Genomic DNA, 23,213 nt, shown 5'->3' with positions numbered 1-23,213 from the left:
TCGGGAGTCCGCGTCCCGAGGCCGCGCCATGGCGATCGTCGGGTGCGCCAGCTGCCACGCCATCGACGCCGCGGGCGACAGTCCGCTCGCCGTTGCGCCGCCATTCAGAGACATTGTCCGGCGCCGAGGCTCCGACGAGCTGGCCGCCGCATTCGAACAGGGCCTGGTTACGACCCATCCCGCCATGCCGCCCTATGTCTTCGGCGCCAGCCAGATTCACGACCTGACCGCCTATCTCGACACGTTGCGCGCACCGGACGGTCGCCCGTCTGCTCCGTAGGCGCGTGTCCCGCATCAGGAACCATTGAACCGCTGCACCGCCCGCGCCCGGACCCTCGCCGCGGCGAGGATGGGTCCGGACCGCCACGAACCGGACCTCGATCCCGCCCGGGTCTCGCTCAACCGCCGGCCATGCTGCCGGTCCGGACGAACCGGGCATGCCACGACAGGGCCTCATCGAGCAGCATCGGCGTCTGCAGGCCGTAGGAGCCCTTGAGCGCGCGCTGGAAATAGTCCTCCAGCATCGGGCGGAACGTCGGGTGGGCGCAGGTGTCGATGACGACGCGCGCGCGCTGTTTGGGCGACAGGCCGCGAAGATCGGCCAGACCCTGTTCGGTGACGATCACCTGGACGTCCTGATTGATGTGATCGACGTGGGAAACGGCGGGCACCAGGGTCGAGATCTTGCCGCCCTTGGCCGTCGAGGCGCTCATGAAGATGGAGATATAGGCGTTGCGGGCAAAGTCGCCGGAGCCGCCGATGCCGTTCTGGATGCGCGACCCCATCACATGGGTCGAGTTGACGTTTCCGTAAATGTCGGCCTCGATCATGCCGTTCATGGCAATGACGCCCAGACGGCGGATCACCTCCGGATGATTGCTGATCTCCTGCGGCCGAAGGATGATCCGGTCCCGGTAGTCGCCCATATTCCGGTTGACCCGCTCGGTCAGTTCGGGGCTTAGGCTGAGGGCCGTCGAGGAGGCGACGCGCAGCTTGCCGCTGTCCATCAGCGCCAGCATCCCGTCCTGGATGACCTCGGTATAGGCGCTCAGATTGTCGAACGGCGCGTCGATCAGGCCGGTCAGGACCGCATTCGCTGTATTGCCCACGCCCGACTGGAGCGGCAGCAACGACGGCGACAGTCGGCCCCTGGACACCTCGTGCTCGAGGAACTCCAGCAGATGGCCGGCGATGGCCAGGTCGTCCGCTCCGGGCGCGGTGAACCCCGCGTTGCGGTCGGGCCGGTCGGTCTCGACGATGGCCACGATCTTGTCCGGGTCGCAGCGGAAACAGGGCTCGCCGATGCGGTCGCCCGGGCGGATCAGCGGGATCGGCACCCGGTTCGGCGGCAGGGCGGTGCCATAGTAGATGTCGTGCATGCCCAGAAGCTCCGGGTTCTGCCAACGGTTAACCTCGAGGATCACCTGGCTGGCCCGGTCCAGCCAGGTCTTGTTGTTGCCGACCGAGGAGGCCGGGATCAGCGCCCCGTCCTCGCGGATGCCCGTGACCTGGATGATCGCCGTGTCCAGCGGGCCGAGAAAACCCTGCCAGGCCATCGGCGCGACCTGGCTCAGATGCATGTCGAAATAGGCCATCTCGCCGCGATTGATCCGGTCGCGGCAGGTCGGGTCGGAGTTGTAGGGCAGCCGGAACTCGATGCCGTCGGCCTTGGCCAGGGCTCCGTCCAGTTCCGGGCCGGTCGAGGCGCCCGTCCAGATCCGCAGCTTAAAGGGTTGGCCCGCCGCATGCTCGGCCTCGATCCGGGCGGCGAGCGCCAAAGGGACCGCTGTCGGATAGCCCGAGGCGGTGAACCCGCTGAGCCCCACCGTCGTGTTGGGCGCGATCAGGCTTGCGGCGTCCTCGGCCGACATGACCTGGGCCCGGTGTCGGGCGCTGGCGAGACGATGGTCCGTCATGAAGTGATCTTTCCCAGGTCCCGGCATGGGCCCTGCCATCAGGTGAACGCGCCTGTCGGCCCTGGACCCACGCAGCCGGGCGTCCCTTGATTCAGGTCAATGTCTATCGAGACCAAAACCTCATCAGCCTAAATAGGGCCTGCCGAACCTGCCGGGGCGTCCTGCTGGCCGCGATAAATGTCCCGAAGCGTATGCAGCACCCGGAGTGCGGAAGGATCATCCAGCCGATAGTAGATCGTCTGCGCATCGCGCCGGGTGGCGACGAGACCTTCGGCCCGCATCCTGGCCAGGTGCTGCGAGGCTGCGGACGGAGCCAGCCTGGCATTGTCGGCGAGGTCGCCAACCGACGCCTCGCCCTCGACGAGCCGGCACAACAGCAGAAGCCGTTGTTCGCTCGCCAGCAGTTTCAACAGGCGCGCCGCAGGTTCGACGCAGTCCTCGAACCCGCCAAGGTCATTCCACGAAGGGTGAACTGTGGGCGCAATCATCTGCTTACTGTAGAAGGTGCGCATACACGATCAAGCCACTCTCCGCCGTCCTGCGGGTTCGAGGAGACTGCGCAGGGTCGGACCTGCTCGGTAGCGAAGCCGAAGTCGATTGCCATGCTCATCTCAGCTTTCTTCCGGGGCCAGGGGACGGCCGTCGTCGCGCAGGACGATATAGATGGCCGGGATCACCAGGACCGTCAGCAGGGTCGATGAGGCCAGGCCGAACAGAAGCGAGATGGCCAGACCCTGGAAGATCGGATCGGTCAGGATCACCGCCGCCCCGATCATGGCCGCTGCGGCGGTCAGCACGATGGGCTTGAAGCGGATCGCGCCCGCGTCCAGCAGAACCTCGCGCAGGGACCGCTCCCCGGTCTGGCTGTGACGAATGAAGTCCACAAGCAGGATCGAGTTTCGGACAATGATGCCGGCCAGGGCGATGAAGCCGATCATCGAGGTCGCGGTGAAGGGCGCCCGGAACAGGATGTGGCCGATGACGATGCCGATCAGGGTCAGCGGAATCGGCGTCAGGATGACGAGGGGCAGTCGGAAGCTTTTGAACTGGGCGACGACCAGCACATAGATGCCGAGAATCGCCACGCCGAACGCTGCGCCCATGTCGCGGAAGGTGACCCAGGTGATCTCCCACTCGCCGTCCCAGAGCACGGTCGGTCGGCTCTCGTCCGTCGGCTGGCCGTTCATGCGGATATCCGGCTTGGGAACATCCCCCCAATCGCCCTGACGGATGATCTGGTCGACCGCCATCATGCCGTAGATCGGGGCTTCATAGGCGCCGGCCAACTCGCCCATGACCATGTCCACGTCCCGGCCGTCGCGGCGGAAGATGTGGGTTGAGCCGGGTTCGCTCGAGATGGTGGCGACCTCGCCTAGGGACACGAGCCGTGCGCCAGCCGCGCCTTGCGACACGGCGACCGGCATGGACGCCAGGCCCTCGCCCCAGCTGCGCGCCGACTGGGGCAGGCGCACCGAGATTTCCAGCGGATCGCGACCCTCGCCACGATGCGCATAGCCGACGACCTGGCCGCCGAGCGCGGCGGCGATGGAGTCGTAGACGTCTCTGTCGCTGACCTTCAGGGCTTCCGGCCGGTCCCGGTCCGGGACGAGCCGCAATCCGGGCCGCGGCTGGCCATAGCTGTCGTCGACATCGACGATATAGGGCACCGAATGGAACGCGGCCTTCACCCGTTCGGCGACAGCGCGCCGGGTCGGGGCGTCGGGGCCGTAGACCTCAGCCAGAAGGGTCGCCATGACCGGAGGACCGGGCGGCGCCTCGACCACCTTGATCACGCCGCCGGCAGGCAGCACCACACCCGCGAGCTTCTCACGCAGATCGAGGGCAATGGCGTGGCTCGACCGTTTGCGCTCTCCCTTTTCCGCCAGGGCGACGGCCAGATCGCCCATCTCCGGCTTGTTGCGAAGGTAGTAGTGGCGCACCAGACCATTGAAATTGAACGGCGAGGCCGTTCCGGCATAGGCGTCGATGGCGACCACTTCCGGCAGGCCGCGCGTGATGATGGCGGCGTCGGCCAGGGTGCGCTGGGTGACCTCCAGCGACGTGCCCTCGGGCATGTCGAGTACGACCTGCAGCTCCGACTTGTTGTCGAAGGGCAGCAGCTTCACCGTCACTGTCCTGGTCGCGAACATGGCGCCGGCCAGAAGCGTGGCCAGACCGACGCCGATCAGGAAGATCCAGGCGGACCGCCTCGTGCCGATCACCCGGCTCGCGACCCTGCGATAGAGGGCGCCGAGTTTGCCTTCGCCGTGAGCGGGTGCGGCGGCAACCAGCGTCTTGCGGGCGAACCGGATCATCAGCCACGGCGCGATGACCACGGCGACGAAGAAGGAAAACACCATGGCCGCCGAGGCGTTGACCGGGATCGGCGCCATATAGGGACCCATCAATCCGGACACGAACAGCATCGGCAACAGGGCGGTGACCACCGTCAGGGTGGCGACGACGGTCGGGTTGCCGACCTCGGCGACGGCGTCGACAGCGGCGTCGATCCGGGTCCGCTCGTCAGGCATGGCCCAGTGCCGGGCGATGTTTTCGATCATGACGATGGCGTCATCGACCAGGATGCCGATCGAGAAGATCAGTGCGAACAGGCTGACCCGGTTGATGGTGTAGCCCAGCAGGTTGGAGGCGAAGAGGGTCAGCAGGATCGTCGTCGGGATGACGACCGCTGTCACGCCCGCCTCGCGCCAATCGATGGCGAAGCCGATCAGGACGACGATCGACAAGGTGGCCAGGCCTAGGTGGAACAGCAGCTCATTGGCCTTCTCGTTGGCCGTAGCGCCGTAGTCCCGGGTGACCGCCACATCCAGGCTGTCGGGAAGCAGCGTGCCCCTCAGCGCCTCGACGCGCGTCAGGACCTGTTGCGAGACGACGACAGCGTTCGCTCCCTTGCGCTTGGCGATCGCCAGGCTGACCGCCGGAGCTTCGCTCCAGCCGTCGTCCGTGCGCGCATAGCGCCAGGCGTGGGCCTGGTCCTCGCGCGGCGCCTCGATGACGCGGGCGACATCGCGGACATAGACGGCTTCGCCCCGGGCGGAGGGCAGCGCCAGAAAGCCGATCTGGGTCGCGCTGGCCAGGGTTTGACCGGCGGTGACGTCAACCGCCTCGCCGCCGTTGCGCACCTGACCCGCCGGGAAGGCCCTGTTGGCTTGCCGAATAGTGTCCATCAGGGCGCCCAGCGACACGCCATGCTGGGCCAGGCGTGCCGGGTCCGGCTCCACCCGAATTTCCTGGGGACGGCCGCCGACGATGAAGGTCAGCCCGACATTATCGACCTTGGCGACCTCGGTCCTGAGCTTGCCGGCGAGTTCGAACAGGGCCTGATCGGTCCACTGGCCTGCGGCCCCGGGCCTGGGCGACAGCGTCAGCACCAGGCTCGGCACGTCATTGATGCCCCGGGTCTGGATCAGGGGTTCGGCGATGCCGGAGGGAATCCGGTCGTAGTTGGCGCGGATTTTCTCATGAATGCGGACTGCCGCCGTGTCCGGATCGGTCCCGACGTCGAAGCGTGCGGTGACCATGACCTGGTTGTCGTCGGCGAAGGTGTAGACGTGTTCCACGCCCGCCACGCTCTTGACGATCGTCTCCAGCGGCTTGCCGACCAGTTCGACCGCATCCGCCGCCCGCAGCCCCAGGGCGGCGACCATGATGTCGACCATGGGCACGCTGATCTGCGGCTCTTCCTCCCGGGGAATCGACACCAGGGCCAGCAGGCCCACGGTGATGGCGGCCAGCAGGATGAGCGGCGTCAGCGGCGAACGGATGGAAATCCGGGTCAGCCGTCCGGAGAGGCCGAGGTTCATCGGGCGGCTCCGGCGGGACTCAGCACGTCACCGGCACGAAGCCCGGCCAGCACCTCCACGGTATCGGCGTCGGGACCCGCCGTGGTCTGAACGGGGATCTCCGAGAGCGTTCCATCCGCCCGGACCAGTCGGGCGTAGTCGATCCCGAACCGGGTGAGGATGTAGCGCCGCGGCACGATCAGGGCCTGGCGTTCGCCAATCCTGACATGGGCGCGGACCCTTTGCCCGATCAGGTCCTGCGGCAAGCCCGGTGCGCTGACGTCGGCCATGACCTGACCGTCCGTGATCGACGGATAGATCTGGCTGATCGCGCCTTGGGTCGCGACGCCCAGCAGGTCCGCCGCCGCCAGTTGCACGACGTCGCCGACCTGCGGCGCGCGCGCCTGACCCTCCGGCAATTCGATACGCACCACCATCGGCCCCGCGGTGATGGTCGCCAGCGTCTGGCCCGCCATCAACACCGATCCCACCGGGACGTTTGCCTTGAGGACGCGACCGGCAGCCGGGGCAAGAATCGCGCCTTGCCCGGCGAGTTCGACACTCGCGCCGCGCTGGGCGCGGGCCGCGGTCAGGTTGGCGTTGGCGGCCCGGGCCTGGGCCTCGACCTGGTCGAGCCTGGCCTGGGCGTAGATGCCCTGGGCGAACAGGCTGCGTGTCCGCGCGAGGTCCGCATCGGCGCGACCGGCCTCGGCGGCGGCGGCGGCGACCTGGGCGTCGAAGGCGCCGGTTTGAAGCGCCAGACGGGCGTCCGTCACGCGGCCGATCAGCTGGCCCTGGCGGACCATGTCCCCCTCCCTGACGCCGAGCATAACCAGGGTCCCCGAGATGCGCGCCCGGGCTTCGGCCATGTCGCGGGTCGTCAGCGTTCCGGGGACGGGCTTGAGGTCAGCGACGGTCCGGGCCTGCAGGGTCAGGCGGCCGGCCTGCGGGGCGGCCTCGGCGACCGGAACCGCAGGTTCAGGGTGTCCGCAGGCGCCCAGCAGCAGGGCCGCGCCCAGGACGATCAGAAAGGGAAGTCGTGCCATGATTCATCCATTCGCCCCGGCGCCGATCAACCGGCGACCGTCGGCAGGCCTGCGACCTTCCAGGCGGCCAGTCCTCCCGCCAGATGGGTTTCCATGACCTGTCCGGCCTTGCGGCACTGATCGACCGCCATGGCAGATCGCTTGCCGCCCGCGCATTGCATCACGATCGTTCTGGAGCCCGCATCGGGCAAGGTCTCGGGGTTGAAGGAGGAAAGCGGGACGTTGAGCGCGCCCGCGATCCGTTCGACCTCGAACTCGCTCGGCTCCCGAACATCGATGAGCAGGATCCGGTTCTCATCGAGACCGGCCTTCAGCTCGGCGGGTGTGAGGTCCTTGGGTTTGGGGGAGCCGAACATTCTGGGAAATCCTTGGAAGAGTGCGCGCTTCTGGCGTGATGAAGCCGCTGTTGATTCGTTATTGCGTATATGCGCGTAGACTAATACACAATCAAGCACCGCCTACGAGCCGTAGGGCTGAGGGTGTTGCCCGGCCTTGATCCGGATCAAGGCGCGGTCGGGCGAAAGCGCGGACGTTCCACAGCGGTCAAGGCCGCAAATGCAGGAGACCGAACATGGCCAAGCCCCGCATCGTCATCCTGGGCGCAGGATTGGGGGGCGCCGTCGCCGCCTTCGAAATCAAGGACGCCGTCGGAGACGGGGCCGACGTCAGCGTTGTGTCGCAAGGCGACAGGTTTCACTTCGTCCCCTCCAACCCCTGGGTCGCCGTCCACTGGCGAAAGCGCGACGCCATCGAGGTCGATCTGCCGCCGGTCTTCGCCAAACGCGGCATCGCCTTCACGGGCGTCGGAGCCAGGCAGGTCTCGCCTGCCCTCAATCAGGTCGAGCTGAACGACGGCGCCATCGCCGGCTACGACTATCTGGTCATCGCCACCGGCCCCGACCTGGCCTTCGATGAGATCGCGGGTCTTGGCCCGCATGGCGGCTTCACCCAGTCGGTCTGCCATGTCGATCACGCGGAAGCTGCGGCCGCGGCCTTCGACGCCTTCGTCCTGAACCCGGGTCCGATCATCGTCGGCGCCGTCCAGGGCGCCTCCTGCTTTGGCCCGGCCTACGAGTTCGCCATAATCCTCGATACGGAGCTCAGGCGCCGCAAGATCCGCGACAGGGTGCCGATGACCTTCGTCACCTCGGAGCCCTACGTCGGCCACCTCGGCCTCGACGGCGTCGGCGACACCAAGGGTCTGCTCGAGAGCGAGATGCGCAATCGCCACATCAAATGGGTCACCAACGCCAGGGTCGCCTCGGTCGAAGCCGGGCTCATGCATGTCGAGGAGATCGCCGACGACGGTTCGATCAAACAGACCCATGACGTGCCGTTCGCCTACTCAATGATGCTGCCGGCGTTTCGCGGCGTCGCCGCCGTCCGGGGCGTCGAAGGCCTGACCAACCCGCGCGGCTTCATCGTCATCGACAAGCACCAGCGCAATCCGACCTATCCGAATGTCTTCGGCCTTGGTGTGTGCGTGGCCATCGCGCCGACCGGCAAGACGCCTGTGCCCGTCGGGGTCCCCAAGACCGGTTTCATGATCGAGAGCATGGTCACCGCCATCGCCCAAAACATGGCCGAGATCCTCGATGGCAAAGCCCCGACGCACGAGGCGACCTGGAACGCCTTCTGCCTCGCCGACTTCGGCGACGGCGGCGTGGCCTTCGTCGCACAGCCGCAGATCCCGCCCCGCAACGTCAACTGGTCGGCGAGCGGCAAATGGGTCCACCTCGCCAAGGTTGGTTTCGAAAAATACTTCCTGGGCAAGATCAGGCGGGGCGAGAGCGTGCCCTTCTACGAGAAACTAGCCCTCGAGATCATGGGCTTGCGCAAGATCAAGGCCTGACCCGTGCGCCAGTTCGTCTGCCCGGCCTGTGGCGCGGCCAACCGCACGCCGGACGGCAAGGACCCGGCATTCCGGCGCTGCTGCTCCTTCGCGACGATCATGTGATCGCCCGAACCGCCGGGCTGCTGACCAGCCCACAGATCGTCGCCTGGACGCGCCAGGCCCTTGATCCGGCCCAAGGCCGGGCCTGACTGGAGACTGACCATGACCGTCGACCGTGCTGTATTCCTTTTCCTTGGCTGTGTTGTCCTGACCAGCGTCGCCCTGGCGTATTTCGTGAACCCCTGGTGGATCGCATTGACGATCTTCGCAGGCCTCAACGCGATCCAGGCCGCCTTCACCGGATTCTGTCCCGCCGCCCTCGTTTTCAAAAAGCTGGGACTCAAGGTCGGGGTCGCCTTCCGCTAGCGCCGAGCGGTCGTCGCGCTCTATGCCCGGAGTCGGGCGCGCGGAGCTTCGTCGTGCGCCATTAGACCGCGGCGGGTTTCTGAGCCGTCGGACGGACCGACGCCGCCCCTCGAATGGCGAAGCGCCGGGGTCGCCTACGTGCGAAATGGCATCTAGCGTGTGAAACCAGTTCATCGCTTTGGGGAAATTCCATGTCGTCCGCCAAATCTCTTCTCGCCCTCGTCATCTCCCTGTCGATCACGTCGGTCGGACCTGCGCTCGCTCATGAGCCCGGCCAGACTGCCGCCACCTCGGTCGTTGATGTCCAGGTCGAGGCGATGGCGGCGGCGAGTGTCGTCGACGCCTTTCATGCTGCGCTGGAACACGGCGAGACAGACACGGCACTGGCCCTCCTCGCCGACGACGTTCTGATTTTCGAGGGCGGCGGGGCCGAACGATCGAAAGCCGAATATGCGCAGCACCATCTGGCCGCCGACGCGGCATTCTCGGCCGCGGCGCCCAGCATCCAATCCCGCCGGCTAGCGCGAGCCGGCGCAAACAGCGCGTGGGTCGCGACCGAAAGCCGAACGACAGGCATGTTCAACGGGCGCCCGATCGACAGTCTCTCGGTCGAAACCATGGTCCTTCGTCGCGAGGCCGGTGGATGGCGGATTTCGCACATTCATTGGTCGTCGCACGCGGCGCGCTGATCCAGGTCAGCCAGTGGGGGCCGCACCTGCCCCCTTCTGCGCCAGCCAGGCGTCGATCAGTGTGATTTCCCGCTCCTGCGCCGCGATCACCTCCTGGGCCAGGCTTCTCGCCTGGGCGTCCTTGCCCTGCGCAAGTTCCACGCGAGCCATCGAGACCGCGGCGACATGGTGGCCGCGCATCTGCTTCATGAAGTCGATGTCCGCATCGCCGGTAAACGCGGGCATCTCCTCCATCATCGTGTTCATCGAGGATTTGTAGCCCTGGGTGGCGACGGAATCGCCGGGCGCGGCCGCAGACATGCCGGCGCCCATCTGTCCGTGCCCGCCTGCCATTGCGGCCGCCTCAGGCGACGCGGCAGCGGGCTCTTCGGGTTGACGCGGGGAACAGGCCGCCGACAGGGCGCAGGCGGCGAGGACGAGACTGATGCGTTTCATGACGGGTTCCTTGATATCCCGACGTGAGCGACCAGCCAGGCTGGTTTGTTCCGTCGGTCCTACCGTCCGGCCCGCGCCAGAAGTTCGATCAGTTCGCCAGCCTTGGCCTTTCGATCCTCGGGATCGTCGCCGGTCATGGCGCCCATCACGCAGTGATCGAGGTGATCCCGCAGCACTTCGGTCTCCACGCGATGAAGCGCGGCCCGGACCGCCTGCAACTGGGTCAGCAGGTCCACGCAATATCGGTCGTCTTCGACCATGCGGGCGATTCCCCGCACCTGGCCTTCGATGCGGCTCAGCCGGTTGAGGACCTTGGGTTTCGTTTCAGTTTGCATGCGGCCTCGCCCCGTGAGCCTTCCATATACCCCATATGGGTATCTTGCGATATACCCCCCATGGGTATATGTGAGCACTTCGATCAGACGGAGAGAGCGATATGTCCACGCATCCCCACAGTCACACGGCAGCCCACACCTGCTGTGCGGCCAAGACCTCGGACGGCTCTGCCACGGTCAAGGATCCGGTCTGCGGCATGACGGTCGATCCCGCGACGACGGCTCATCGCGCCGACCATGACGGCAAGGACTATTTCTTCTGCTCGGCAGGGTGCCGGACCAGGTTCGTCGCCGACCCGGATCGCTACCTGACCCCCAGGGCAGAGGGCGGGCCCGTCGTTCCAGGCGTCATCTACACCTGCCCGATGCACCCGGAGATCCGGCAGGAAGGCCCAGGCTCCTGCCCGATCTGCGGCATGGCGCTCGAACCGGAAACGGTCACCGCTGAAACGCCGCCCAACCACGAACTGATCGACTTCACCCGCCGCTTCCAGGTTGGCCTGGTCCTGACCCTGCCGGTTTTCGTCCTGGAGATGGGCGGGCACCTGACCAACCTGCACATGCTGATCCCGGGCCAGATATCGAACTGGATCCAGTTCGCGCTGGCGACGCCCGTGGTCCTTTGGTGCGGCCTGCCCTTCTTCGAGCGCGGCTGGATATCGCTGCGCACCCGTAGGCTGAACATGTTCACCCTGATTTCCATGGGGGTGGGGGTCGCCTGGCTCTACAGCGTCGTGGCGGTCCTGGCTCCGACCCTGTTCCCGCCCGCCTTCCTCAAACCCGATGGAAGCGCGCCAGTGTATTTCGAGGCGGCGGCGGTCATCACGGTGCTGGTGCTGATCGGACAGATCCTGGAACTGCGGGCACGGGAGCAGACCTCCGGCGCCATCCGCGCCCTGCTGGACCTCGCGCCCAAGACCGCGCGACGGGTTCGGGCCGACGGCGTCGATGAAGACGTTTCGCTGGATCAGGTCGTGGTCGGGGATTCCCTCAGGGTCCGTCCCGGAGAGAAGATCCCCGTCGACGGCCAGCTGCTGGAGGGCCGCGTCGCCGTCGATGAATCGATGGTGACCGGCGAGTCCATGCCGGTGACCAAGGAAGCCGGCGACCGCGTCGTCGCCGGTTCCCTGAACACGACCGGCTCCTTCATCATGCGCGCCGACAAGGTCGGGGCCGACACCCTGCTTTCGCAGATCGTCCAGATGGTGGCCCAGGCTCAGCGCAGCCGCGCGCCGATCCAGCGGCTGGCCGACACGGTCTCCGGCTGGTTCGTCCCGACGGTGATCGCGATCGCCATACTGGCTGCCGTCGTCTGGGGCCTGGTCGGTCCGGAGCCTCAACTGTCCTACGCCCTGATCGCGGCGGTTTCGGTCCTCATCATCGCCTGTCCCTGTGCGCTCGGCCTGGCGACCCCGATCTCGATCATGGTGGGAGTGGGCCGAGGGGCGCACGCCGGCGTACTGATCAAGAACGCCGAAGCGCTCGAACGCTTCGAGAAGGTCGACACCCTGGTTCTGGACAAGACCGGCACCCTGACTGAAGGCCGCCCGTCCGTGACGGCGATCCTGCCCGCCGAGGGCTTTGCCGAAGCGGACATCCTGCGTCTGTCAGCCAGCCTCGAGCGCGGCAGCGAGCATCCCCTGGCCGACGCGATCGTCCGGGCCGCCAGGGACCGGGATATCTCCCTTTCCGAGGCAGCGGACTTCGACAGCCCGGTCGGCCGCGGCGTGCGCGGGACGATCGAGGGTCGCCAGGTGGCCCTGGGCAACACCCGCTATCTCGGCGAACTCTCGATCGACGTCTCCGCCCTGGAGCCGCAGGCCGAGGCGCTCCGCCACGACGGCGCCACCGCCATCTTCGTGGCGGTCGATGGGAAGGCCGCTGGAGTCATCGGCATCGCCGACCCGATCAAGGCCACCACGCCGGATGCGATCCTCGCGCTGAAGGCAGCCGGCCTGCGGCTGGTCATGATGACAGGGGACAACCGGACGACGGCTGAAGCCGTGGCGCGACGCCTCGGCATCGACGAGGTCCAGGCCGAGGTCCTGCCGCAGGACAAGGCGTCCGTGGTTCAGCAGCTTCGCGCGGAAGGCCGGATCGTCGCCATGGCGGGGGATGGCGTCAACGACGCCCCGGCCCTCGCCGCCGCCGATGTGGGCGTCGCCATGGGGGCGGGCTCGGACGTCGCGATCGAGAGCGCCGGCGTGACCCTGCTGGGCGGCGACCTGCAAGGCATCGTCCGGGCCAGGCATCTGTCGAAGGCGGTGATGGGCAATATCCGCCAGAACCTCGTCTTCGCCTTCGGCTATAATGCGCTCGGCATCCCGGTGGCGGCCGGCCTGCTCTACCCTGTGTTCGGCTGGCTGCTGTCGCCCGCCCTGGCGGCGCTGGCCATGGCGCTCTCCTCGGTCAGCGTCATCGGCAATGCGCTGAGGTTGCGCGCGGTGAAACTCTAGGCGCGGCTTCAACTCCTGCAGCGCCGGGGAACTGGCGGCGTAGGGCCGGATTGAACCGCAGCGACCGCCGACGCCTTCGTGCGTTTCAAGGCCAACGGGCGGTGTTGGCTGACATTTCTGCAGAAGGACACGGACGATGTCGCATCAACATTCGAGCCACGACGAGCACGGCCGCGCGGGCGGTATGGGCCCCTACCGAAGCCTTTACCTCGAGTTGGCGATAGATTTCGTCATCATGTACCTGGTCATGTTCACGATGATCGCCACGCTCGGTCACTTCTACCTCAACCTGAACAACGTCTACATGACCTTGATGATGGTCGCGCCGATGGCAGTCCTGATGCTTGTCTTCATGCGGTCCATGTATCCGTCCTGGAAGACGAACCTGATCATCGGAGCGGTCGCGACCGTGATCTTCGTCGGCAGCTTCATCGGCATGCGAACCCAGGCGTTCGTAGGCGACGACGAGTTCCTGCGGTCGATGATCCCGCATCATTCCGGAGCCGTGCTGATGTGCGAACAGGCGTCGCTCACCGATCCGGAGATCATCGCCCTGTGCGACGGCATCGTGCGGGGCCAGCAGGAGGAGATCGCCCAGATGCAGGCGCTGCTCGAAAAGCGCCGCGACTGAACGGAAGAGGCTGCGGCGAGGGAAAGCGGCGTCCGCCGCGTATTTCTGAGACATCATCTGGATGTCAGTGGAGTCACGACATGCGTTTCAATCGTTTCGTTCCCGCCTTTGCCGTCGCCGCGGCCGTGGTCATGGCCGCCGGTGCGGTCAGCGCTCATGCACGCCTGGTCAGTTCGACGCCCGCGGCCAACACGACCGTGGCCGCGCCCCGCTCCATCGCCCTCACCTTCAGCGAGCGGATGGTCCCGGCCTTCTCGACGTTCGAAGTCGTGACGACCGCCGGCGCCAAGGCCGCCGTCAGCACGGCCGTGAGCGAAGACGGCCGATCGATCACGGGCACACTCGCCCGACCGCTCGCCGCCGGAGGCTATACGGTCAACTGGACCATCGCCTCGAACGACGGCCACCGCATGACCGGTTCCTACGCCTTCACCGTTCGCTGACGTGATCGAGGCCGCGGTCATTGGCCTGCGAGCGGTCCAGTACGCCGCATCCGCCCTGCTGTTCGGTCTGCCCGCCTTCCTGATCTACAGCGCGGCGGCGACGACGCCCCTCGCCCTGACCTGGCCGCGGCCCGCCCTGTTCTGGGCGGCCGTGGCCCTCGCCCTGGCAACTCCGGCCGCCCTCGTCGCCCAAACCGCGATGATGGCGGGATCCTTGAGCGAAGCGATCAAGCCTGGTTCGCTGGTCATGATGGTCACCGGAATGGGTCTCGGCATGGCGCTGGCCGTCCGATCCGCCCTTGCGCTTCTGGCCTTGGCGGCGATCGCGATGATCAGACCCGGGCCCCGGCTATGGTGGATTTGCGCCTCGTTTGGCCTTGTCATCTCGGCGAGCTTCGCCTGGACCGGTCACGGCGCGGCCACGGAGGGTTCCGGACACGCGCTTCATCTGGCGTCGGACATTCTGCACGCCGTTGCGGCGTCGGTTTGGGTGGGGGCTCTGGCCGCCTTTGCCGCCCTGGTGATGTGGCGCCCAAGGGAGCCGTCGGTTCAGAATCGCGCTCTGGCGCGTGCATTGATTGGCTTCGCGGGTGTCGGCGCCTTCGCCGTGGCGATTCTCGTGCTGACAGGGCTCGTCAATAGCGCCTTCCTGGTGGGGTGGAGCGGGATCTGGACGCTGATCGATACCGCCTACGGGCGCTGGTTCATTCTCAAGATCGTCCTGTTCGGCCTCATGCTGAGCCTGGCGGCCGCCAATCGCTTTCGGCTGACGCCCGCCTTCGAGGCTGCCAGCGCGGACCCGGCTGCCGTGTTCGGCCATCTCAGGCGAAGCCTTGTCGCGGAATTCGCGCTCTCTCTGGCTGTTCTGATGGTCGTCGCCGTGATGGGCACGCTCGCCCCCCCGGCCTCATTGCCTTGACGGCGCGAGACCTCAACCGAGGGATTTGGCTGTACGAAGCGTATGGGGTTACGGGGGCCGACAGAGGTGGAACATGACTGAGGACATCGATCGCCTGATTGCAAACGCCCGACCGGCGAGCCCGGCCACGCTTTCCGGTCTGGAATCCGATGTGTGGCGCCGCATCGAGACCCGGGTCGGCGAGCGGCGGATGGGCCACGTCCGCCTCGCCGCCATGGGCATGGCGCTCGTCGTGGGCCTCGCCAACGGGGGCCTGTTCGCCCTGTCCGCACAGGCCAAGCCCTCGGAGATGCAGGTGTTCAGCGTGTCGGGGGGCCTGTCCCCGATCGCAATCCTCGGAGCCGCCGAATGAAGGCGAGCTGGCGATCCATCGTCATCACGGCGGCGCTCGCCGCCCTCGCCAGCGGCGCCGGGACCTGGGCCAGCACGGCATGGCTGATGAAGCGGCACGACCCGCCCAATCTGCACAGCATCGTCCATCATCAGCTGGATCTGACGGCGGAACAGGAAGCCCGTCTGGAGACGATCGAGGCCCGTTTCGCCTCGCGCCGGGGCGCGCTTGAAGGGGAAGTCCGGACGGCCAATCGCGAGTTGGCGGACGCGATCGCGGCCAGCGAGGGCGACAGTCCGCAGGTCCAGGCCGCGGTTGATCATTTCCATGCCGCCATGGGCGATCTCCAGAAGGCCACCATCGCCCATGTGTTCGAGATGCGGTCGGTCCTGACGCCCCAGCAGGCCCAGGCGTTCGACCGCCAGGTCGTCGGAGCCCTCCTGCAAGACGCAGGGTAAGAGCCGGGTGGGTTCGGGGGCTCCACTCGAAGCACGGGCGGTGACCGGCGACCGGGCCGCCTTCAGCGCGCTGATGACCGCGACCAAGGGCGACCTGCATCGCTTCGTGCGCCGGTATGTCGGCGACGACGACGAGGCCTACGACCTCGTACAGGAAACCTACACCTCCGCCTGGCTCGCCATTCGCCGGTATGACCCCAGCCGCAGCTTCCCCACCTGGCTCCGCTCGATCGCCGTCAACAAATGCCGCGACTGGGGCCGCAAGCGGACGGTGCGCCGGGTAGTCCGCGGTGTCATGGGGCTGGACGCGCCGGAGGCCCTCGCCGTCGGGGACGGGACCGCGTCCCCCGAAGAGCGTCTGGACCAGGGACAGCGCCGGGCGGCCCTGGACCGGGCCATAACCGCCCTGCCGGACGCCCTGAAGGCGCCGCTCCTTCTGACCGCCCTCGAAGGCCGCTCTCACGCCGAGGTCGCGCGCATCGTCGGGGCCACGCCCAAGGCGGTTGAGACCCGCGTCGCCAGGGCCCGGGCCCGGCTGGCCGAGGCGCTTCGGGGACTCTGATCGTCACCACCGTCTGAGACGGTTCGCCGCAAGGGGCCGGGCGTGTTCACGCGTATTGACAAGTAGGACGTCCAGTCTCCCGCGCCTTGGAAGACGACGTCGACATAGTCTGAGCGAGGACCGAACTGTCATGTCGAGTATGCGACTGGATCGCCGCAGCCTTCTCCGCAGCGCTGCGGCCGGAGGCGGCTTGCTGGGTCTGCAAGGCCTGATGCCGGCCTGGGCCCAGACGGGGTCCGCGGGCCTGCGGTCCGATCTGCCCTCGCTCGTCGGGCCCAATATCGACCTCACGGTTGGACATTCGCCCTTCTCGGTCGGCGGCCGAACCGGGCACGCCGTGACGGTCAACGGCCTGCTGCCGGCGCCGTTGCTGCGCCTCCGCGAGGGTCAGAACGCCCGTCTCTCGGTGACCAACACCCTGGACGAGGACACTTCGATCCACTGGCACGGCGTGCTGCTGCCCTTCCAGATGGATGGCGTGCCGGGCATCAGCTTCCCGGGCATCGGGCCGCGCGAGACCTTCATCTACGAGTTCCCGGTCCGTCAGCACGGCACCTACTGGTACCACGGCCACTCCGGGCTTCAGGAGGCGATGGGGCACTATGGGCCGATCGTCATCGACCCGGCCGGCTCCGATCCGGTCGCCTACGACCGCGAGCATGTCCTCGTCCTGTCGGACTGGAGCTTCATGCATCCCCACGAGATCCTGGCGAAGCTGAAGAAGAGCCCCGGCTATTTTAATCGCCAGCGCACGACCCTGTCCGGCCTGCTGTCAGGCGAGGACGGCATGAGCCTCGAAGAGCGGCGCATGTGGGGCCAGATGCGGATGGACCCGCGCGACATCTCGGACGTGAACGGCACGACCTACACCTTCCTGGTCAATGGTCATGGCCCGGACGAAAACTGGACCGGCCTGTTCCGTCCGGGCGAGCGCGTCCGCCTGCGCATTATCAACGCCTCGGCGATGTCGATCTTCAATGTGCGGATCCCCGGCCTGCCCATGACCGTCGTCCAGGCGGACGGGGTGGACGTGCGGCCTGTCGAGGTCGACGAGTTCCAGATCTCCGTGGCCGAAACCTATGACGTCATCGTCCGGCCGACCGAGGACCGCGCCTACACCATCGTGTCCGAGGCCATCGATCGTTCGGGCATGGGCCGCGCAACCCTCGCGCCCCGCCTCGGCATGACAGCCGAGGTTCCGCCCCTCCGTGAGGTTCCGACCCTGACCATGCGCGACATGGGGATGGGCAGTATGGACCACGGCGGCATGGCCGGGATGGATCATGGAGCCATGGCCGGGATGGACCACGGGGCTATGGCCGGGATGGACCACGGGGCTATGGCCGGGATGGACCACGCCGCCATGGCCCAGGCGCCGGCCGCCGCCCCGCCCTCTGACATGGCGGACATGGGCGCGATGAACATGCGCGATCCCGACAACGCGCCACCCGACATGGCGGTGGGCGTCGGCGTCGACATGATCGCCATGGCCCCCGCCAACCGGCTCGGCGACCGACCGCTGGGACTGGAGACCGTCGATCACCGGGTGCTGGTCTACACCGATCTGGTTTCGCTCCAGCCCAACAGCGATCGCCGGCCGCCCTCCCGAACCATGGAAATCCATCTGACGGGCAATATGGAACGGTTCATGTGGGGCCTGGACGGCCGCAAGTTCAGCGAACTGGTCGAGCCGATCCGGTTCGAACGGAATGAACGGGTTCGCGTCACCCTGGTGAACGACACCATGATGGGTCACCCTATCCACCTGCACGGCCACTTCTTCGAACTCGTGACGGGCGGGCCGGCGGGACACCAGCCCCTCAAGCACACGGTGAACGTCGCTCCGGGATCGAAGGTCACCTTCGACCTGACCGCTGACGCGCCCGGCGATTGGGCCTTCCACTGCCACATGCTGATGCACATGCATGCCGGCATGTTCAACGTCGTGACAGTGCGACCCATGGACGGAGCGGCGTCATGAAGCGTCTCGCTCTCGCTCTTGCGCCGCTGATCCTCGCCGTCAGCGCCTTCAACGCCCAGGCCCAGGACCCGCACGCGGGCCACGCCATGCCTGCCCCCGCACGACCCGCGCCCGTTCCGGCCCCCAGTCCCCCGACGCCCGCTCGCCCTGTGGCTCAGGATCCTCACGCGGGTCATGTCATATCCCCCGCGCCGACGCCGCCCGCAGCCGATCCGCATGCGGGCCACGACATGTCCACCATGCAACCCGCCCCGGCGGATCCTCATGCCGGACACGACATGTCGACGATGAGCATGGGACCGCCGGATGTCCCGACCAGCGCGAACGATTCCGGCCGACCTCCAGAGACGCCGATCCCGGCCGCCGCCCTGAGCGGCCCGACGCACGCCGCCGATCTGGTCTTCGGCGCGGAGGCGATGGCCCCATCACGCCAGACCTTGATTGCCGAGAACGGCGACGTCCGCACCACGGCCGTCATCATCGATCGCCTCGAAGCGGGCTTTGGCGATGGCGGTGACACCTACCTTTGGGATGTCCAGGGATGGAGTGGCGGGGACATTAATCGCTTCTGGTGGAAGTCAGAGGGCGAAGGCGACTTCGGCGGCAATCTTGAGAAAGCCGAACTCCAGGCCCTCTACAGCCGGGCCATCACGCCCTTCTGGGATGTGCAGGCCGGCGTGCGCCAGGACTTCCGCCCCGACGGGGAGGACACCACCCATCTAGTTCTGGGTCTACAGGGGCTGGCGCCCCATTGGTTCGAGGTCGACGCGGCCGCTTTCCTGTCCACGGAGGGTGACCTGACCGCCCGTGTCGAAGCCGAATATGATCAGCGGATCACCCAACGCCTGATCCTTCAGCCACGCTTCGAAATCGACGCCTCGGCCAGCGATATTCCGGGGCTGGAGATCGGCTCTGGCCTGTCCTCGGTCGAGGCCGGCCTGAGACTGCGCTACGAATTCCGCAAGGAGTTCGCCCCCTACATCGGCGTCGAGTGGAGCCGCGCGCTCGGAAACACCGCCGACTACATCGAAGCCCGCGGCGGCGAAGCTGAACACACCCGTTTCGTCGTGGGCCTCAAGGCCTGGTTCTAGTCAAAGGAGACCACCCCATGATCCGCACTCTCGTTCTCACCGCCGCCCTGGCGTTCGCCGGCGCGGCTGCCGCCCAGGACCCGCACGCCGGACACCACCCGGCGCCGCAGGCCCAGGCTCCCGCCGCCTCCGGGATCGTCACCACGCCCGCCGATGGCGCGATGATCTCACGCTCGCCCGAACGGTTCAGCGCGACCTTCCCGCACCCCATGATCCTGAAGACCGTGACCCTGACTGCCAATGGCCAGGAGCCGGTTGTCGTGACTGCGCCCGCCGCGCCGGCGGCCGCGACCGTAGGGGTGGCCTTGCCGCGTCTCGCCCCGGCAACCTATGTTGCTGCCTGGGCCGCCGAAGGTCCGGACGGCCACAAGATGTCCGGCGCTTCCAGCTTCATGGTTCACTAGGAGAACGACGATGAAAGTTTCCAACCTGTTGGCCGCCGCTGCCGCGATCCTGACGCTGAGCGCCGGTGCGGCCCTGGCCGCAGAAGCCCGCGACTGCTGCAAGGACATGGCCGCAGACGCTGCCATGCCCTGCTGCGAGAAGATGAAGACCGAGCCCGCTCCGACCGAGCCGGCGCCGTCAGCCCCGGTTCCGTCGGACACGCCGGCGCCCCGGGGTCACGCTGACCACAACTGATCGAACCGATCGGGACCGCCTGGGCCGAAGGCGCGAACTGGCTGGATGTCAGCCTTGCGCCGACGGCCACGAAACGGCGTCTCCATCAATGGGCGACGGCTGCGACGAGCCCCTCGTTGCGTCGTCGCCCGATTCCCCCTAGTCGGCCAAGATCGGGGTCTTCTATTGCCGCAATCGTTCCGCCTCCTCTGCGTCTGCCTCGGCGTGGCCATCCTGGTCGCGCTGCAGGCGCATGGCGTGATCGACACCCGGCATCGCCTTGAACACGGCCTGCAGTTCCCGGGCGTATCCTATGCCGAGGCCGCCACGATCGGCCACGATCACGAGCATGATCAGACCGAGCCTGCGCCCACTGACGACGCCTCGGCGTTCGACGTCGCCGACAGGCCCGGCGGGGATAGTCCGATCAACCATCACCATCATGGTGGTGGTGATGTGCATGTCGCCCTGACGACCCCGGCCCACCAGACAGAGGCCGTAATCATGGCGTCCGCCCGTCTGGGTCCGGCGTCAGGCCTGAGGCCGCCCGGAATCCGTGGTGACGGTCCTTCTCACCCTCCAAAACAGCAGCGCCTGACCGCCTGATCCTGCGCGACCGCCCGGTCGCGCGCGTCCTGTTTTTGGAGACTACCCTTGAGACATCCCATGTCCGGCGCTGCCGGATCGTGGACGCGAGTGGCGGCCGTTTCGGCCCTCGTGCTCACCTTTGCGGCGGCCTTGCCGCCCATCGAGGCTTTCGCCCAAGCGACGCCCGACTCCCTTGCCGGTGCGTCTGTGCGGTCACTTCATCTTGAAGAGGCGCTCCGTCGCGCCGCTGCCGCCGATCCCGCAAGGGCCGGTCTTGAGGCCCGATCCCGCGCCGCGGAGGCCGGCGTCCGTCAGGCGGATGTTCGCCCCAACCCGACGCTCGGCCTGATGGTCGAGAACCTGCCGACCCTCGGCAGCGGCGACATCCTCGGCCGCACCGAGACGACGTTCAGCTACGAACAGCAGCTCGAGCGAGGCGGGGACCGACCGGCGCGGGTCGATCTGGCGCGGGGCGAAGGCGTGTTGGTCCTCGCCACTGCCCGTGTCCGTCAACTCGACCGGCTCGAAACCGTGCAACGCGCCTGGACCGAGGTGCTGACTTCCGAGGCACAGCTGGAAATCGCCCGCGAACGGCTGGTCCTCGCGGAACGGTTCCAGGGCGAGGTGCAGCGCCGGGTCGACGCCGCCCGTGATCCGCTGTTCGCGGGCGCGAGGGCGGAGGCCGAACTGGCGCAGGCGCAGATCGATTTCGACGAGGCCGAGATCTCGGTCCGGATCGCCAGGATCAGCCTGGCCAAATTCTGGGACGGCCCCGCCGACTTCGAGGTCGGTCCGGCCGCTTTCGAAGACACCCGTGCGTCGCGGGTAGCGGCCGGCGAGGCCGCCCAGGCCGACTTCGACGTCTTCCTGGCCCAGCGAGGGATCGCCGACGCCCGTGTGCGGGTCGAGGAAGCCCGGGCCATTCCGGATCCGACCGTGAGCTTGGGCGTGAGGCACATCTGGGACAATGATCTGTCCCTGGTGTTCGGCGGCTCCATTCCGCTGCAGCGCCATGACCGGAACCAGGGCGCCATCGACCGCGCCCGCGCCGAGGGCACGGCCTACCAGGCCGATCTCGAGGCCTTCCGGATCGACCGCGAACGCGAGATCGCCCGGCTGCAGGTGCAACTCCTGGCCCGGGCCAATGAGGCCCGCCGCATCGCCGAGGAAACCCTGCCGCAGGCCGAACGCGCGGTGTCGCTCGTCCAGGAAGGGTTCGCCCGTGGCGGCTTCACCTACAACGACGTCATGGCCGCACATGCGGCCCTGCTCGAAACCCGGGCGCGCCGAGTGGCTGTGCTCGAACAATTTCACGCCGACCGCGCCCGCCTTGACCGGCTGACAGGCGCGCACGCCGGCCTGCTCGGCCTGGAAATCCAGCCATGACCCCTCCCCTCGTTTCGCGGCGCCTGATCGCCGTGTCCCTGATGGTGCTCGCCGCCGGCGTCTCGGCCTGCGGCCAGGGTGCGCCCGCCGGGAAGGCCGAAGGCGAGACCGCTGCGGCGGACTATGAGCGCGGTCCTCACCGGGGCCGGATGCTGCGCGACGGCGACTTCGCTCTGGAGATCACGATCTTCGAGGAAGGGCCGGAGCCCTTGTTCCGGCTCTATCCCTATCTGAAGGACAGGCCGCTGGACCCGCGTCAGGTCCAGGCGACCATCGCCCTGACGCGGCTTGGGCCGAAGGTCGATCGGTTCACCTTCATCGCGACCGAGGACTATCTCGCAAGTCCCGGTGTGGTCTCCGAGCCCCACTCCTTCGACGTGGCGGTCGCGGCGACGCAGAACGGCAAGCGATCGACCTGGACCTATCCGTCCTATGAGGGGCGCACGGTCATCACCGCCGACGCGGCTCGCGCCGGGGGTGTCACGACACAGCGTGCCGGTTCGGCGGTCCTGGGCGAATCCCTGCCCCTCAGCGGTCGGGTGGAGATCACGCCCGAGGGCCAGAGCGACGTCTTCGCCCGCTATCCAGGCCGGGTGATGGCGATGAACGTCGAACTGGGCCAGCGGGTCTCGCGCGGCCAAGTGCTGGCGCGTGTCGAGTCCAGCGAGAGCCTCCAGACCTATTCGGTCACCGCGCCGATCTCCGGCATCATTATGGCCAAGAACGTCAACGCCGGCGCGATAACGGGTTCGGGCGGCGAGCCCATGCTTGTGATAGGCGACCCCACCCGCCTCCACGCCGAGTTCGCCCTCTATCCGCGCGATGCGGAGCGTGTCCGCCGGGGCCAGCGGGTCGAGGTCACCAGCCTGGCGGGCGATCACCGCTTCAATGGCGTCATCGAAACCGTCCTGCCCGGCTCTGATCCAATGAGCCAGACACTCATCGCCCATGTCGATCTGGCCTATCAGGGCGGTGTCTGGCGGCCTGGGCTCGGGGTGCAGGGCACGGTTCAGGTCGGTCAGGGAGAGGTGCCCCTCGCGGTCCAGACCAGGGCGCTGCAGCCCTTCCGCGACTTCACCGTCGTCTACGCCAAGGTTGGCAACACCTACGAGGTTCGGATGCTCGAACTGGGTCGAAGGACCGACGAGTGGACCGAGGTGCTGGGCGGGCTCGAACCCGGAACCGAATACGTCGTGGACGGCGCCTTCCTCATTCGCGCGGACATCGAGAAGTCCGGCGCGAGCCATGACCACTAGAGGGCGCCA

At 67.4% G+C, this 23,213-nt stretch carries 25 protein-coding genes; 17 read left to right on the top strand and 8 right to left on the bottom strand.

Annotation, left to right across the window (positions count from 1 at the left end):
- Nucleotides 1-28: 28 nt before the first annotated feature.
- The gene (locus ACP7AU_RS00455) at nt 29-280 is read left to right on the top strand and encodes a c-type cytochrome (protein WP_426050183.1); all 252 of its coding nucleotides are present in this window, start codon (nt 29-31) and stop codon (nt 278-280) included.
- 118 nt (nt 281-398) lie between these two features.
- On the opposite strand, the gene ACP7AU_RS00450 is transcribed toward ACP7AU_RS00455, so the two are convergent.
- The 5 genes from ACP7AU_RS00450 to ACP7AU_RS00430 all read right to left on the bottom strand — a co-directional run bounded on the left by ACP7AU_RS00450 (nt 399) and on the right by ACP7AU_RS00430 (nt 7,121).
- Entirely contained in the window at nt 399-1,916 is a 1,518-nt protein-coding gene (locus ACP7AU_RS00450; RefSeq protein WP_426050182.1) for an acetyl-CoA hydrolase/transferase family protein, read from the bottom strand.
- 128 nt (nt 1,917-2,044) lie between these two features.
- Nucleotides 2,045-2,428, bottom strand: a complete 384-nt coding sequence (locus ACP7AU_RS00445) for an ArsR/SmtB family transcription factor (RefSeq protein ID WP_426035108.1) — start codon at nt 2,426-2,428, stop codon at nt 2,045-2,047.
- Between the two features lie 99 nt (nt 2,429-2,527).
- A complete protein-coding gene (locus tag ACP7AU_RS00440; protein WP_426050181.1) occupies nt 2,528-5,740 on the bottom strand; it encodes an efflux RND transporter permease subunit in 3,213 nt (1,070 codons plus the stop codon).
- Nucleotides 5,737-6,765 carry an efflux RND transporter periplasmic adaptor subunit gene (locus ACP7AU_RS00435; protein ID WP_426050180.1) on the bottom strand — a complete coding sequence of 343 codons (1,029 nt, stop codon included), beginning with the start codon at nt 6,763-6,765 and terminating at the stop codon, nt 5,737-5,739. Before ACP7AU_RS00435 ends, ACP7AU_RS00440 begins: the two co-directional genes overlap by 4 nt.
- A gap of 26 nt (nt 6,766-6,791) precedes the next feature.
- Nucleotides 6,792-7,121 carry a rhodanese-like domain-containing protein gene (locus tag ACP7AU_RS00430; RefSeq protein WP_426035102.1) on the bottom strand — a complete coding sequence of 110 codons (330 nt, stop codon included), beginning with the start codon at nt 7,119-7,121 and terminating at the stop codon, nt 6,792-6,794.
- A 215-nt stretch (nt 7,122-7,336) separates the two neighbouring features.
- Between ACP7AU_RS00430 and ACP7AU_RS00425 the strand changes: the two genes are divergently transcribed.
- From ACP7AU_RS00425 to ACP7AU_RS00415, 3 genes are all read left to right on the top strand, one after another.
- Entirely contained in the window at nt 7,337-8,617 is a 1,281-nt protein-coding gene (locus tag ACP7AU_RS00425; protein WP_426050179.1) for an NAD(P)/FAD-dependent oxidoreductase, read from the top strand.
- 204 nt (nt 8,618-8,821) lie between these two features.
- A complete protein-coding gene (locus ACP7AU_RS00420; protein ID WP_426035098.1) occupies nt 8,822-9,025 on the top strand; it encodes a YgaP family membrane protein in 204 nt (67 codons plus the stop codon).
- Nucleotides 9,026-9,216: 191 nt separating this feature from the next.
- Nucleotides 9,217-9,714 (top strand): YybH family protein, encoded by a 498-nt coding sequence (locus ACP7AU_RS00415; protein ID WP_426035096.1) that lies wholly within the window; start codon nt 9,217-9,219, stop codon nt 9,712-9,714.
- A gap of 6 nt (nt 9,715-9,720) precedes the next feature.
- Here the strand turns inward: ACP7AU_RS00415 and ACP7AU_RS00410 are convergent, their stop codons facing one another.
- Nucleotides 9,721-10,149 carry a DUF305 domain-containing protein gene (locus tag ACP7AU_RS00410; protein WP_426050178.1) on the bottom strand — a complete coding sequence of 143 codons (429 nt, stop codon included), beginning with the start codon at nt 10,147-10,149 and terminating at the stop codon, nt 9,721-9,723.
- Nucleotides 10,150-10,208: 59 nt separating this feature from the next.
- A complete protein-coding gene (locus ACP7AU_RS00405) occupies nt 10,209-10,484 on the bottom strand; it encodes a metal-sensitive transcriptional regulator (RefSeq protein ID WP_426035092.1) in 276 nt (91 codons plus the stop codon).
- Nucleotides 10,485-10,585: 101 nt separating this feature from the next.
- Here ACP7AU_RS00405 and ACP7AU_RS00400 point away from each other — a divergent pair, with 101 nt between their 5' ends.
- From ACP7AU_RS00400 to ACP7AU_RS00350, 11 genes are all read left to right on the top strand, one after another.
- Nucleotides 10,586-12,940 carry a heavy metal translocating P-type ATPase gene (locus ACP7AU_RS00400; protein WP_426035090.1) on the top strand — a complete coding sequence of 785 codons (2,355 nt, stop codon included), beginning with the start codon at nt 10,586-10,588 and terminating at the stop codon, nt 12,938-12,940.
- Nucleotides 12,941-13,076: 136 nt separating this feature from the next.
- On the top strand, nt 13,077-13,571 hold the full coding sequence (locus ACP7AU_RS00395) for a DUF305 domain-containing protein (RefSeq protein ID WP_426050177.1): 495 nt from the start codon (nt 13,077-13,079) through the stop codon (nt 13,569-13,571).
- 80 nt (nt 13,572-13,651) lie between these two features.
- Nucleotides 13,652-14,014 carry a copper homeostasis periplasmic binding protein CopC gene (gene copC / locus ACP7AU_RS00390; RefSeq protein WP_426035087.1) on the top strand — a complete coding sequence of 121 codons (363 nt, stop codon included), beginning with the start codon at nt 13,652-13,654 and terminating at the stop codon, nt 14,012-14,014.
- Between the two features lies 1 nt (nt 14,015).
- On the top strand, nt 14,016-14,933 hold the full coding sequence (gene copD / locus ACP7AU_RS00385; protein ID WP_426035085.1) for a copper homeostasis membrane protein CopD: 918 nt from the start codon (nt 14,016-14,018) through the stop codon (nt 14,931-14,933).
- Between the two features lie 73 nt (nt 14,934-15,006).
- Complete coding sequence (locus ACP7AU_RS00380; RefSeq protein ID WP_426050176.1) at nt 15,007-15,285, top strand: hypothetical protein; 279 nt, start codon at nt 15,007-15,009, stop codon at nt 15,283-15,285.
- On the top strand, nt 15,282-15,722 hold the full coding sequence (locus ACP7AU_RS00375) for a Spy/CpxP family protein refolding chaperone (RefSeq protein WP_426050175.1): 441 nt from the start codon (nt 15,282-15,284) through the stop codon (nt 15,720-15,722). The genes ACP7AU_RS00380 and ACP7AU_RS00375 overlap by 4 nt, the downstream gene beginning before the upstream one ends.
- A gap of 40 nt (nt 15,723-15,762) precedes the next feature.
- A complete protein-coding gene (locus tag ACP7AU_RS00370) occupies nt 15,763-16,284 on the top strand; it encodes an RNA polymerase sigma factor (RefSeq protein ID WP_426035079.1) in 522 nt (173 codons plus the stop codon).
- Between the two features lie 130 nt (nt 16,285-16,414).
- On the top strand, nt 16,415-18,265 hold the full coding sequence (locus tag ACP7AU_RS00365; protein ID WP_426050174.1) for a copper resistance system multicopper oxidase: 1,851 nt from the start codon (nt 16,415-16,417) through the stop codon (nt 18,263-18,265).
- Complete coding sequence (locus ACP7AU_RS00360; protein WP_426050173.1) at nt 18,262-19,356, top strand: copper resistance protein B; 1,095 nt, start codon at nt 18,262-18,264, stop codon at nt 19,354-19,356. The genes ACP7AU_RS00365 and ACP7AU_RS00360 overlap by 4 nt, the downstream gene beginning before the upstream one ends.
- A gap of 17 nt (nt 19,357-19,373) precedes the next feature.
- A complete protein-coding gene (locus tag ACP7AU_RS00355; RefSeq protein WP_426035073.1) occupies nt 19,374-19,760 on the top strand; it encodes a copper resistance protein CopC in 387 nt (128 codons plus the stop codon).
- A 10-nt stretch (nt 19,761-19,770) separates the two neighbouring features.
- Nucleotides 19,771-19,995, top strand: coding sequence for an ammonium transporter family protein (locus ACP7AU_RS00350; RefSeq protein WP_426050172.1), 225 nt, complete (start codon nt 19,771-19,773; stop codon nt 19,993-19,995).
- Between the two features lie 162 nt (nt 19,996-20,157).
- On the opposite strand, the gene ACP7AU_RS00345 is transcribed toward ACP7AU_RS00350, so the two are convergent.
- Nucleotides 20,158-20,436, bottom strand: a complete 279-nt coding sequence (locus ACP7AU_RS00345; protein WP_426050171.1) for a hypothetical protein — start codon at nt 20,434-20,436, stop codon at nt 20,158-20,160.
- A 204-nt stretch (nt 20,437-20,640) separates the two neighbouring features.
- Between ACP7AU_RS00345 and ACP7AU_RS00340 the strand changes: the two genes are divergently transcribed.
- Nucleotides 20,641-21,948, top strand: coding sequence for a TolC family protein (locus tag ACP7AU_RS00340; RefSeq protein WP_426035067.1), 1,308 nt, complete (start codon nt 20,641-20,643; stop codon nt 21,946-21,948).
- Nucleotides 21,945-23,204, top strand: a complete 1,260-nt coding sequence (locus ACP7AU_RS00335; RefSeq protein ID WP_426050170.1) for an efflux RND transporter periplasmic adaptor subunit — start codon at nt 21,945-21,947, stop codon at nt 23,202-23,204. Before ACP7AU_RS00340 ends, ACP7AU_RS00335 begins: the two co-directional genes overlap by 4 nt.
- The last annotated feature ends 9 nt before the right edge of the window (nt 23,205-23,213 follow it).

The sequence above is a fragment of the Brevundimonas sp. SL161 genome (genome assembly GCF_049896985.1).
GTDB lineage: Bacteria > Pseudomonadota > Alphaproteobacteria > Caulobacterales > Caulobacteraceae > Brevundimonas.
This window is presented reverse-complemented; position numbering and strand designations above follow the sequence as displayed.